At 37.1% G+C, this 12,803-nt stretch carries 14 protein-coding genes; all 14 read left to right on the top strand.

Annotated features, from left to right (window positions below; translation table 11 throughout):
• Positions 1-388 precede the first annotated feature (388 nt).
• Positions 389-727 carry a P-II family nitrogen regulator gene (locus E2R68_RS01405; RefSeq protein ID WP_134275721.1) on the top strand — a complete coding sequence of 113 codons (339 nt, stop codon included), beginning with the start codon at positions 389-391 and terminating at the stop codon, positions 725-727.
• 30 nt (positions 728-757) lie between these two features.
• Positions 758-1,975, top strand: a complete 1,218-nt coding sequence (gene amtB / locus E2R68_RS01400) for an ammonium transporter AmtB (RefSeq protein WP_134275720.1) — start codon at positions 758-760, stop codon at positions 1,973-1,975.
• A gap of 174 nt (positions 1,976-2,149) precedes the next feature.
• A complete protein-coding gene (locus E2R68_RS01395; protein ID WP_134275719.1) occupies positions 2,150-2,728 on the top strand; it encodes an LPP20 family lipoprotein in 579 nt (192 codons plus the stop codon).
• A gap of 294 nt (positions 2,729-3,022) precedes the next feature.
• Positions 3,023-3,661, top strand: coding sequence for a cytochrome c biogenesis heme-transporting ATPase CcmA (gene ccmA / locus E2R68_RS01390; RefSeq protein WP_134275718.1), 639 nt, complete (start codon positions 3,023-3,025; stop codon positions 3,659-3,661).
• Positions 3,654-4,322 (top strand): heme exporter protein CcmB, encoded by a 669-nt coding sequence (ccmB, locus tag E2R68_RS01385; RefSeq protein ID WP_134275717.1) that lies wholly within the window; start codon positions 3,654-3,656, stop codon positions 4,320-4,322. Before ccmA ends, ccmB begins: the two co-directional genes overlap by 8 nt.
• 58 nt (positions 4,323-4,380) lie before the next feature.
• Positions 4,381-5,142, top strand: a complete 762-nt coding sequence (locus E2R68_RS01380) for a heme ABC transporter permease (RefSeq protein ID WP_134275716.1) — start codon at positions 4,381-4,383, stop codon at positions 5,140-5,142.
• Between the two features lies 1 nt (position 5,143).
• A complete protein-coding gene (gene ccmD, locus E2R68_RS01375) occupies positions 5,144-5,350 on the top strand; it encodes a heme exporter protein CcmD (protein ID WP_134275715.1) in 207 nt (68 codons plus the stop codon).
• Positions 5,347-5,817: a cytochrome c maturation protein CcmE gene (gene ccmE / locus E2R68_RS01370; protein ID WP_134275714.1), complete on the top strand. Its 471-nt coding sequence runs from the start codon at positions 5,347-5,349 to the stop codon at positions 5,815-5,817. Before ccmD ends, ccmE begins: the two co-directional genes overlap by 4 nt.
• Positions 5,818-5,829: 12 nt before the next feature.
• On the top strand, positions 5,830-7,818 hold the full coding sequence (locus E2R68_RS01365; RefSeq protein ID WP_134275713.1) for a heme lyase CcmF/NrfE family subunit: 1,989 nt from the start codon (positions 5,830-5,832) through the stop codon (positions 7,816-7,818).
• On the top strand, positions 7,811-8,353 hold the full coding sequence (locus tag E2R68_RS01360) for a DsbE family thiol:disulfide interchange protein (RefSeq protein ID WP_134275712.1): 543 nt from the start codon (positions 7,811-7,813) through the stop codon (positions 8,351-8,353). The genes E2R68_RS01365 and E2R68_RS01360 overlap by 8 nt, the downstream gene beginning before the upstream one ends.
• Positions 8,353-8,847 (top strand): cytochrome c-type biogenesis protein, encoded by a 495-nt coding sequence (locus tag E2R68_RS01355; protein ID WP_134275711.1) that lies wholly within the window; start codon positions 8,353-8,355, stop codon positions 8,845-8,847. Before E2R68_RS01360 ends, E2R68_RS01355 begins: the two co-directional genes overlap by 1 nt.
• Complete coding sequence (gene ccmI / locus E2R68_RS01350; RefSeq protein ID WP_134275710.1) at positions 8,844-10,130, top strand: c-type cytochrome biogenesis protein CcmI; 1,287 nt, start codon at positions 8,844-8,846, stop codon at positions 10,128-10,130. Before E2R68_RS01355 ends, ccmI begins: the two co-directional genes overlap by 4 nt.
• A 180-nt stretch (positions 10,131-10,310) precedes the next feature.
• A complete protein-coding gene (cmk, locus tag E2R68_RS01345) occupies positions 10,311-10,997 on the top strand; it encodes a (d)CMP kinase (protein WP_134275709.1) in 687 nt (228 codons plus the stop codon).
• Positions 10,998-11,100: 103 nt separating this feature from the next.
• Positions 11,101-12,771, top strand: a complete 1,671-nt coding sequence (gene rpsA / locus E2R68_RS01340) for a 30S ribosomal protein S1 (RefSeq protein WP_134275708.1) — start codon at positions 11,101-11,103, stop codon at positions 12,769-12,771.
• The last annotated feature ends 32 nt before the right edge of the window (positions 12,772-12,803 follow it).

Genomic DNA, 12,803 nt, shown 5'->3' with positions numbered 1-12,803 from the left:
CCTTTAAGGTTGTGTGAGTCAAAAATTGTTACGCACTATAGCAGATGAAGCTTTATTTGCTAAGGGGGTAAGAGGGATTTGTTGTTTAATTGTTATGCCTTTTTATCTGTTTTTAATAAATGATAGATCTACTCTTCAGTGCTGGTGATTGCTCCTTAGAATGAACTTAATATATTTGGGCATGTAAATCGTAATTAAGTTCGATACCGATATGTTACATATTAGTGCGCTCTATTTTGTTTTGGTGCACTGAATTGGTGCATTTGATGGGTGGTGTTTCTTTTTTGTTTATTTAAGTTGTTGTAATTAAAGATTTATTTTTTTTGGCACGTTAGTTGTAAATAGAAACACATAAGCAAGTATTAATTACACATTGAAGGAATATATGATGAAAATGTTAACCGCTATTATTAAGCCATTTAAATTAGATGAAGTACGTGAAGCTGTGATGGGAATTGGCATTGCTGGTGTCACTGTTTCTGAAGTAAAAGGTTTTGGACGTCAAAAAGGTCACACTGAATTATACCGTGGCGCTGAATATCAAGTTGATTTCTTACCAAAAGTTAAATTAGAAATCGCGGTTAAAAGTGAAGATGTTGAACGTTTAGTTGAAGCGATTACTAGTGCAGCTAATACAGGGAAAGTGGGTGACGGTAAAATCTTCATTCAACCGTTAGAGCAAGTTGTTCGTATTCGTACCGGCGAACTAGATGAAGAAGCACTTTAAACCAAATTTATTACGTTAAGGATTAAGATTATGGAAACAACAGTTACAGAACTACGATTTGCGTTAGACACCTTTTACTTTTTAATCTCTGGTGTCCTTGTTATGTGGATGGCAGCAGGTTTTGCCATGTTAGAAGCGGGTTTGGTTCGCTCTAAAAATACCACTGAGATTTTAACTAAAAATATCGTACTTTATTCTATTGCTTGTACGATGTTTTTATTAGTAGGTTACAACATCATGTATGTTGATAACTCTGCAGGCGGATGGTTACCTTCATTTGGTTCATTAATTGGTTCTCAAGCAGCGGGTGCTGACCATTCTTTAGAGTCAGACTTTTTCTTCCAAGTTGTATTTGTTGCAACTGCAATGTCAATTGTATCTGGTGCGGTAGCTGAACGTATGAAGCTATGGGCTTTCTTGATTTTTGCTATCTTCCTAACTGGTTTTATCTATCCAATGGAAGGTTACTGGACTTGGGGCGGCGGTTTCTTAAGTGAAGCTGGTTTTAGTGACTTCGCTGGTTCTGGTATCGTTCATATGGCAGGTGCAGCAGCAGCATTAGCAGCAGTATTATTGTTAGGTGCTCGTCGTGGTAAATACGGTAAAGATGGTAGTGTTCATCCAATTCCTGGTTCAAACATGCCACTTGCTACATTAGGTACATTCATTTTATGGATGGGTTGGTTCGGCTTTAACGGTGGTTCTCAATTACTACTTTCTGATGCTGAAAATGCAACGGCAGTTAGTCAAATCTTCCTTAATACAAATGCAGCTGCAGCAGCTGGCTCTATCGGTGCATTATTAGTAAGTAAATTAAAATGGGGTAAAGCTGATTTAACGATGATCTTAAATGGCGCATTAGCTGGTTTAGTTGCAATCACTGCCGATCCTCTATCTCCATCACCATTATTCTCTGCAGGAATTGGTCTAGTTGCTGGTGTTATCGTGGTTTACAGCATCATCACTTTTGATAAATTTAAAATTGATGATCCAGTAGGTGCTATCTCTGTACATGGTGTGTGTGGTCTATTTGGTTTATTAGTTGTTCCTATGACTAATAGCGATGCATCACTAGTAACGCAATTATACGGTGCAGCAGTAATCTTTGGATTTGTATTTATTGCTTCTTGGATTATTTGGTCAATTATCAAAGTGGTAATGGGGATTCGTGTAACAGCTGAAGAAGAAGATGCTGGTATGGACTTACATGACTGTGGTGTTGAAGCTTACCCTGAATTTAAAAATTAATAATAACTTCTACTCTCTTCATAAAACGTGAGAAAGTACTGAGTTAATTTAAAATCCTTCTCTTATAAATTAGAGAAGGATTTTTTTTAGTTTAAGTTTTCTTAAATCCGCCTAAACTAGTACCTAGGACAATAATTCAACATCGATATTTTAATTTTTAATTAAGGAATGATTATGTTTAAAAAAGTACATTTATTAAGTTTACCGGTAATTGTTTTATTAAGTGCTTGCTCTAATAACAATCCCACTCAAGAAACAGCGATTGGTACGATCCCAACGTGGATTTTAAACCCTCAAGTTGAAGATGGTATTGCAGTCTCTGAGTGTGTTTTATGGTCTGGTAATATGTCGATTGATAAACAGCAAGCAATGGCAAATGCACGTACTTCTTTAGCGCAACGTATCGAAACACGTGTAACGGCCATGGATAAAACGTATCGAGATAAAGTTGAATCTATTGCAGGGACTCAATCGGGTTCTACTTTCACAAGTATATCGAAACAAATAACAGAGCAGACCTTAGTGGGGACTTCTCCAATGAAAACAGATGTTGTAAAGATTGCTGACAAAGATAATTTATGCGTGTTAGTTGGAATAGGTCAAGAATCAACTAAAGCAATATTTGATGAGTTAGTTAAAGCGGCTGATCGTCCAATGAGTCCGGGACAAAAAGATACTTTATATCAAGAGTTTAAAGCTAAACAACCTGAACAACAAATGGATGATGAATTAAAAAAACTTGAAGCACAATAAATCTAATCATGGTGATTATGTGTTGAAATTATCGAGGCATTAGCGTTTTGTTAATGCCTTTTTTATTGTTTATTCATTATTGTTAAGTTGTCTTGGTAAGCCTGAGGCTTATTGAATTGTTGATATGTAAATTAATCATTTTAGTATTTCTAATTATTTTCTAACCTTCCCCTATTCTGGCAGTTACTCCTCTGCTTTTTCTATGATAGGATTCGTCACATTTTATGACATTAAATGCCATTATGTGGTAATTATGCTTTATTGTGTCTTTTTTATCGCTGAAGGTAAGCCTGAATGCTGCAGTGCAAAAACTTAACTTGTGTTCGTGAAGAGCGAGTTTTGTTCAATAATTTAAACTTTACCCTGACTTCTGGTGAAATTCTGCATGTTGAAGGGCCGAATGGTATTGGTAAAACTAGCCTATTTCGATTGCTGGTTGGTTTATCTTCACCTTATTCGGGTGAGATTTGTTGGCAACAGGAAAATATTCTGAGTGATCGTGAATCCTATTATCAGCAGATGCTTTATCTTGGGCATAAATCAGGTGTAAAACCAGAATTAACTGCGCTTGAAAATCTACAATTCTTTCAGCGTTTATATAACCCAAGTGTTGAGTTTGATGTATGGGAAATACTCACTCAAGTGGGTTTAGTGGGTTATGAAGACGTATTAACAGGGCAACTTTCTGCAGGTCAGCAACGTCGTGTTGCATTAGCAAGAATGTGGTTTAGTGATTGCCCTTTATGGATATTAGATGAACCTTTTACAGCTATTGATAAAAATGGTGTAAAAGTAATTGAAAATTTATTAATTAAGCATGTGCAAAATGGTGGCATGGTTATTTTAACAACACATCAAGATTTATCGATCCCCGCTGAGTTATATAAAAACCTGACGTTACAGAAACCGGCATTTGGAGAGCAATATGTTTAATGCTTTCGCGCAGATAGTCCGTAAAGAGTTGTTAGGTGCATTTCGACAGCAAAGTGATATTTTAAATCCTATTTGGTTTTTTGTTATTGTCGTGACCTTATTCCCATTAGGTATTGGTACTGATCCTGTATTATTAGCGCGTATTGCGCCAGGTATTATTTGGGTTGCTGCTTTATTAGCTGCTTTATTATCTTTTGAACGTTTGTTTAAAGATGATTTTATTGATGGGTCTTTAGAGCAGATGATGCTTGCTCCTTATCCATTAGCTTGGTTAGTGAGCGCGAAAGTATTTGCACATTGGTTGTTAACTGGGTTGCCTATTTTATTAGTCTCTCCATTACTTGCTATTTTTTTATCATTAGAAGCAAATACTTTTTGGGCTTTATTTTTAACTTTATTAATTGGCACGCCGATATTAAGTTTATTAGGTGCCATTGGTGTCGCTTTGACCATAGGATTACGAAAGGGAGGTGTGTTATTAAGTTTAATTATGTTACCTCTGAGTATTCCTATTTTAATTTTTTCAACCATGGCAATTGATGCTGCAGCGTATGGGCAATCCTATATCGGTATGCTTGCGTTATTAGGCGCTATGTTAGTCGGAGCAATTACTTTAGCTCCTTTTGCAATTGCTGCTTCATTGAGAGTTAGCGTTAGTTAGTCATTAGTTTAGGTAAATAAGAAGCGTTATTTATTTTAACAAGGATAGAGATTTAATTATGTGGAAATGGTTACACCCGTACGCAAAATCAGAAAAAAGTTATGCGTTATCTGGCAAATTGATGCCGTGGTTTTTAGTGACAGCGGTGATCACTTTTGTGGTAGGTATGGTATGGGGGTTAGCATTTGCACCTGCTGATTATCAGCAAGGTGATAGCTTTCGAATTATTTATATACATGTTCCTGCTGCAATGATGGCAATGGCGGCTTATTCAACTATGGCAATTGCCGCTTTTATCGCATTAGTGTGGCAAATTCGTTTAGCTGAAATGACGGTGGCGGCAACGGCACCTATTGGCGCGGTATATACTTTCATTGCTCTATTCACCGGCGCTGCTTGGGGAAAACCTATGTGGGGCGCTTGGTGGGTTTGGGATGCAAGATTAACTTCTGAATTAATCTTGTTATTTGTCTACCTTGGGATTATTGCTTTATACAATGCTTTTTCCGACAAAGTGTTAGCAGGACGAGCGGCTTCTATTTTAACGCTAGTTGGTGTTATTAACTTACCTATTATCCATTTCTCTGTGGTGTGGTGGAATACCTTACATCAAGGTGCAACGATCACTAAATTTGATAAACCATCAATGGATACAGCGATGTTATATCCTTTGCTGATCATGATTATTAGTTTTGCAGCATTTTTAGGATTTATGAGCTTATATCGATTTCGTAATGAAATTTTACACCGAGAAAGCCATCGCCCTTGGGTTATTTCATTAGTACAACAATCTTCTACTCAAATTAATAAGCGAGGTTAACGTGGCATTTTCATCATTTTCAGAGTTTCTCGCCATGGGTGGTTACGGATTTTATGTTTGGCTAGCTTATGGTGTTTCACTATTAAGTGTCATTTTCTTAATTATCGATACCGTGTATCGCCGTAAAAAAATATTCAATCAAGTTGAACAACGTTTACAACGTGAGCAACGCATTAAAGCAGCAGAAAATAAAAAAGGTACATTATGAATCCAAGACGTAAAAAGCGTTTAATTATTACTTCTTCGTTGATCGCTGGGTTATCGTTAGCGATTGGGTTAACGTTATTTGCTCTGCAGCAAAATATTGACTTATTTTATACGCCGTCTGAGATCATCAATGGTAAAAATGAAACGGGTACAAAACCTGAAATTGGTCAACGTTTACGTGTTGGTGGCATGGTGGTAAATGGTTCGGTTTCGCGAGATCCTGAAAGTCTTAAAGTGAGCTTTGACCTTATTGATAATAAAGCAGGTATTGTGACTGTTTACTTTGATGGTATTTTGCCTGACCTATTCCGTGAAGGACAAGGGATCGTGGCTCAAGGACATTTGAAATCAAGTAATGAAATTGATGCTTTTGAAGTACTTGCAAAACATGATGAAGAATATATGCCACCTGAAGTTGCTGATGCGCTGAAGGGAATGGATCACCTTAAAACAGAACAATCAAAATAAAAGGGTTAGATAATGCTTCCTGAAATTGGCCAATTTTCCTTAATTCTGGCGTGTATATTGTCATTATTACAAACGGTTTACCCATTGTATGGGGTTCAAACTGGGCATCAAGGCGCTATTCGTAGTGCTAAAGTTTTTACTATTTTACAGTTTGTAGCGGTCGCTTTTTCATTCTTCATTTTAAGTTACCTATTTTTAATGAATGATTTTACTGTTGGGTATATCGCTACTAACTCTAATTCAGCTTTGCCTTGGTATTATCGTTTATCTGCGGTATGGGGCGCGCATGAAGGCTCTTTATTATTATGGGTTTTCTTATTAGCAGGTTGGAGTATTGCCGTTGCGTTAATGAGTAAACGTTTACCTGCAGAATCAGTGGCACGAGTACTTGCTGTATTAGGTTTGTTATCTTTTGGCTTCTATCTGTTTGTCATTTTAACCTCTAACCCATTTTTACGAACTCTACCGTACTTCCCTATTGATGGGCGTGATTTAAATCCTTTATTACAAGATTTTGGGTTAATTATTCATCCTCCTATGTTGTATATGGGATATGTTGGTTTTTCTGTGGCCTTTGCCTTTGCTATTGCTGCGTTATTAGAAGGTCGTTTAGATAGTGCTTGGGCTAAATGGTCTCGTCCTTGGACAATGGCTGCCTGGATGTTTCTCACGGTTGGTATCGCATTAGGTAGTTGGTGGGCATATTACGAATTAGGCTGGGGCGGTTGGTGGTTCTGGGATCCCGTTGAAAATGCTTCATTTATGCCATGGATTGCGGGTACTGCATTAATACATTCTTTAGCGGTAAGTGAAAAGCGTGGCGTGTTTAAATCATGGACAGTATTACTTGCGTTAAGTGCTTTTTCGTTAAGTTTATTAGGTACATTTTTAGTTCGTTCAGGTGTGTTGGTTTCTGTGCATGCTTTTGCCAGTGATCCTACACGAGGGCTGTTTATTCTTGGTTTCTTAGTGTTAGTGATTGGTGGTTCATTATTGTTGTATGCAATTCAAGCATCAAAAGTAAAAAGCCGTGGACGTTATGAATTAGCATCACGTGAAAGTATTTTATTAATTAATAACATATTACTGATTGCGGCATTAATTGTGGTGTTATTAGGGACTTTGTTACCACTCGTACATAAAGAAATTGGTTTAGGTAGTATCTCCATCGGCGAACCTTTCTTTAATCGTATGTTTAGTATTTTAATTGTGCCATTTGCATTGTTTGTTGGTGTCGGTTCATTATTTCGTTGGAAGAAACAAAAGTTAAGCGATTTAAGAAAACCATTAATTGTTATTTTGTTATTGAGTGTTGTGTTAACCATTGCCTTTTTATTGGTATTTGCACCGTCTTTCACTTGGTTAGCATTAATGGGGGTGTTCTTAGGTTTTTGGATCACTGCGGGTGTTGCCTATGAAATCTACTTGCGTGCGACACATCGACATTCATTTCGAGAAGGTATTACTAAATTAGGTAATAGTCATTGGGCAATGAGTTTTGGGCATTTTGGTCTAGCGGTGATGATCATCGGTATTACCATGACACAAAACTACTCAATTGAAAAAGATGTGAAATTAGCTGTAGGTGATCATATCGCTTTTGAACATTACGATTTTCACTTTGATCAAGTTAAAGATTTAAACGGTCCAAACTACACGGGAACAGTGGGTGTATTTACCGTTAAACATGACTTAAAAGAAATTGCGGTGATGAAAGCTGAGAAACGCATTTATACCGTTCAGCGTATGCCAATGACAGAAGCGGCTATTGATGCTGGATTCACTCGTGATCTTTATATCGCAATGGGAGAAGTGTTACCTGATGGTGCTTGGGCAGTACGTATCTATTACAAACCCTTTATTCGTTGGATTTGGTTAGGCCCTTTATTAATGGCTTTTGCTGGTTTACTTATGATCTGTGATCGTCGTTATCGTGGTAAAAAAGTAGCTAAAGAAACATTAGAGCCAAAAGCAACAGTACTAGGAGATAAAAATGCTTAATAAACGTCGTGTATTCACTTTATTAATTCCATTTATTATTTTTGTGATTGGTGCTGTTTTTTTAGCAACCCCTCTATTAAAGGGTAGTGACCCAAGCAAATTAGAATCGGCATTAATTGGTCAACCGGTACCTGAATTTACGCTACAAGATATCTACGATAAAGATAAGCAACATGATGCGAGTATTTTTAAAGGTCAAAAGATGCTGTTAAATGTATGGGCGACATGGTGTCCAACTTGTTATGCAGAACATACTTATTTGAATAAATTATCTAAACAAGGTTTGTATATTGTTGGTATGAACTATAAAGATGACCGTCAAAAAGCAATTCGTTGGTTAAACGATTTACATGACCCTTATAAAATTAGTTTGTTTGATAAAAGCGGTATGTTAGGAATGGATCTTGGTGTGTATGGTGCGCCTGAAACTTTCTTTATTGATAGTAAAGGGATTATTCAGTACCGCCATGTGGGAGATCTAAACGAGAAAGTCTGGAATAACAAGTTATTAGCAATTTATGAGGGTATGCAATAATGACGTTATTAAATCATGTTCTTAGCCTAACGGCTTTACTGTTATTGCTGAGTTTTATGCTCTTTAGTCATAATAGTCATGCAGCAATTGAAACATTTGATTTTGATAACGCACAGCAAGAACAAACATTTCATGACTTAACCAAGATTTTACGTTGTCCTAAGTGTCAAAATCAAAATATCTCAGATTCAAATGCTGAGCTTGCAAAGGATTTACGCGATAAAACTTATGAGTTAGTGATGCAAGGTAAAAGTGAAGATGAAGTCGTTGATTATATGGTTGCTCGTTATGGAAACTTTGTTCGTTATGATCCTCCGATGACTCCAGCAACCATATTTTTATGGCTAGGGCCATTATTATTTATCATATTCGGTTTGTTAGTGTTGTTTAGACAAATTAAAAAACAGCCTGCTAAAGAAACTAATTTAGACGATCAAGAACAACAAAAATTACAGCAGTTATTGAAACAACATGCTAAGGATAAAAAATCATGATTTTACAATTTGTTATTGCCGCATTGTTATTATTAGTGTTTTTTGGCATAGCGATGGTTATTCCTTTTATTCGAGCTAAATCGACTAAAAGCATTGATCAAGAACGTCGTAATCAACTTAATCATGAACTTTACGATATACGAGTTAAGGAAGTAGAAGAAGATATTGATCAAGGTGTGGTTATTGATAAAGAAACCATGATTGCTGAATTACAATACAATTTACTCGATGATATAAATGAAAATGAGCAAGCTAAAGTTAATAACTCTCAGTGGATTTGGATCCCTGGTCTTGTCTTTTTAGTGATTGTAAGTGTTGGGTTGTATTGGTCAGTGGGGGCATATAAAGAAGTTAATGATTGGCAAGGTGCTTTACAACGCTACCCTGATATTCATAAAAAATTATTTGAAGAACCAGATGCTCGTCCAAGTGAAAAAGAACTTAATGATTTAATGTTAGGTTTACGAACACATTTAGCTAATCAACCTTCAGATGCGCAAGGTTGGGTTTTATACAGTCGTTTAGGACGTGTTTTCCAAGATAAAGAGCTTGCCTTAGATGCAATTAAAAAAGCAGTGCAAGGCGCTCCTGATGATCAAGCAATTCAATTGGAATATATTGAGTTAAAAATGAAAATTGGCGATGAGTATTCTCAATCTGTCGCTCCAGTTATGCTTGCTAAGTTTATACAGAAACATCCTGAAAATTATGATGCTTGGTCAATGTATGGTTTCATGGCTTTGCAGCAAGGGGACTTTGCCGCTGCGATTTATCGTTGGCAAAAAATGCTAGCTTTAGTAGGGGCAAATAGTGATAAAACTGCTATGTTGAACAGCAGTATTGCTTATGCAAAAGAGCAATTAGCTTTACAAAAAAAAGCACAGTCAGAGCAAGTGAATACAGTTGAAAAAACTGCTGAGCCTGAAAATGCTGTTGCCGTTGATGGGCCTGCTTATCATGTCAATATCACGTTAAGCAATGATGTTAATTACACTAAAAATGCTACGTTATTTGTTTATGCTCAATCTGCTGGTGGTCCTGCAATGCCAATTGCGGCAATCAAATTGCCGATCACAGGCTTTCCTACTAGTGTGGTTTTGTCAGATGCAAATGCAATGATGCAAGGTGTTAAGTTAAGTGACCATAAACAGTTTTTAATAAAAGCGCGTATTGCTGAGGATGGTACGGCCAATAGCTCTGCTGGACAATGGTTTGGTCAAAGTGATGTTATTGACGCTGGTGAAGCGGCTGCTATTAATATTGAAATTAATCAAAAGTCTTAATGAGCTACTTTATTTAAGGTAACCACTAAATACCCACTACAAAAAATAAGTGGGTATTTTTTTGTCTTAATTTTGTATCTGTAATAAACAATTTATTATCTTAGTGATTTTCTTAATCAAATTGATTAGGGTATAAGATATTATTCATAAAAATGATCTAATCACCAATTGGGGTTAAATATGCCAGTTTCAAATCTAATTACCGTTGATGGTCCAAGTGGATCTGGTAAAGGCACTGTGTGTCACATCTTAGCGAAAAAATTACAATGGCATCTTTTAGATAGTGGGGCGCTATACCGAATTCTTGCTTATGCTGCACTACAGAAAAATATCATTTTGAGCGACTCAAGTGCATTAGCTGACTTAGCCTTGACGTTAGATGTTTCTTTTGTTTCAAATGGAAGTGGTGTTGATACGTTATTATCAGGTGAAAATATCGGTGACAAATTACGAACTGAGATTGTTGGTCAAGCTGCGTCTGAAGTTGCTTCGATTGAATTGGTACGATCAGCTTTGTTAGCGCGCCAACAAGCTTTTTTACAAGCACCTGGATTAATTGCCGATGGACGAGACATGGGAACCGTTGTATTTCCTGATGCTGCAGTTAAAATTTTCTTAGATGCAAGCGCTGAAGAGCGAGCTACGCGTCGTTTTAATCAGTTGCAAGGTAAGGGCTTTGATGTTAGTATCGCGCAAATTTTAAGCGAGATTAAAGAGCGTGATTTCCGAGATCGTAACCGAGCTGTTGCTCCTTTACGCCCTGCAGATGATGCTTTTGTGATCGATTCAACATCATTAACTATTGATGAAGTTGTAGAGAAAATATTAACTTTTACTGAACTTAAATTGAATATTTCAACTGAATAATCAGTTGTTTAATAAAGCTGCTTTATGGATGAAGTGGTAATCTTTCTTGCCTCCCGTACGAATGGATTGTATGTGGTTGTATAAAATAAGTGTGAATAAATAGATGATGGAATCTTTTGCTGAACTATTTGAAGAATCTCTTCAACAAGTAGAAACTCGCCCAGGTACAATTGTTAAAGGTACAATCGTACGCATTAGCAACAACTTAGTATTCGTTGATGCAGGTCTTAAATCTGAAGCTGCTATCCCAGTTGAAGAATTCAAGAACGCTGCTGGCGAAATTGAAGTTGAAGTTGGCGATGTTTGTGATGTAGCTCTAGACGCTGTAGAAGATGGTTTCGGTGAAACTAAACTTTCTCGCGAAAAAGCTAAACGTCATGAAGCTTGGATCCAATTAGAGAAAGCGTACGAAGACCAAGAAACTGTTATCGGTGTTATCAACGGTAAAGTTAAAGGTGGTTTCACTGTTGAATTAAACGGTATCCGTGCTTTCCTTCCTGGTTCATTAGTTGACGTACGCCCTGTACGTGACACTGCTCACCTTGAAAACAAAGATATTGAATTCAAAGTGATCAAGTTAGACCAAAAACGCAACAATGTTGTTGTATCTCGTCGTGCTGTTATCGAAACTGAAAACAGTGTTGAACGTGATGAGCTTCTAGAGAACCTTCAAGAAGGTCAAGAAGTTAAAGGTATCGTTAAAAACCTAACTGACTACGGTGCTTTCGTAGACTTAGGTGGTGTAGACGGCCTATTGCATATTACTGATATGGCTTGGAAACGTGTTAAGCACCCAAGCGAAATCGTAACTGTTGGTGAAGAAATCAACGTTAAAATCCTTAAGTTTGACCGTGAGCGCACTCGTGTATCTCTAGGTCTTAAGCAATTAGGTGAAGATCCATGGGTTGCAATCGCTAAGCGTTACCCAGAATCAACTCGTCTAACTGGTAAAGTGACAAACTTAACTGATTACGGTTGTTTCGTAGAAATTGAAGAAGGCGTTGAAGGTCTTGTTCACGTTTCTGAAATGGATTGGACTAACAAAAACATCCACCCATCTAAAGTTGTTAACTTAGGTGATATGGCTGAAGTTATGGTTCTAGATATCGATGAAGAACGTCGTCGTATTTCTCTAGGTCTTAAACAGTGTAAAGCTAACCCGTGGGAAGAGTTCTCTTCAACACACGATAAAGGTCAAAAAGTTTCTGGTAAGATTAAATCTATCACTGACTTTGGTATCTTCATCGGTCTTGACGGAAACATCGACGGTCTAGTTCACCTTTCTGATATTAGTTGGGAAGTTGAAGGCGAAAAAGCTGTTCTTGAATACAAAAAAGGCGACGAAATCGAAGCTGTTGTATTACAAGTTGACCCAGAGCGCGAACGTATCTCTCTAGGTATCAAGCAAATCGCTGCTGACCCATTCAATAACTACTTAGCAGAATTCAAGAAAGGTACTATCGTTACAGGTACTATTTCCGAAGTTGATGCTAAGGGTGCTACAGTTACTCTTACTGAAGGTGTTGAAGGTTACATTCGTGTTGCTGATATCTCTCGTGACCGTATCGAAGATGCATCTACAGTATTAAAAGCTGGTGAATCTGTTGAAGCTAAATACGTTGGTGTTGATCGTAAAAACCGCGTAATCAGCCTATCTATCAAAGCGAAAGATGAAGCAGATGAAAAAGATGCTATCGATAGCTTGAAGCAACAAGACGAAGCAAGCATGGGTAATGCAATGTTAGACGCATTTAACGCTGCTAAAGGTAAATAATTAAATGTGGCTGGCAACAGCCACGTTTAAAG

This window comes from Psychromonas algarum (genome assembly GCF_004376845.1).
GTDB lineage: Bacteria > Pseudomonadota > Gammaproteobacteria > Enterobacterales > Psychromonadaceae > Psychromonas.
This window is presented reverse-complemented; position numbering and strand designations above follow the sequence as displayed.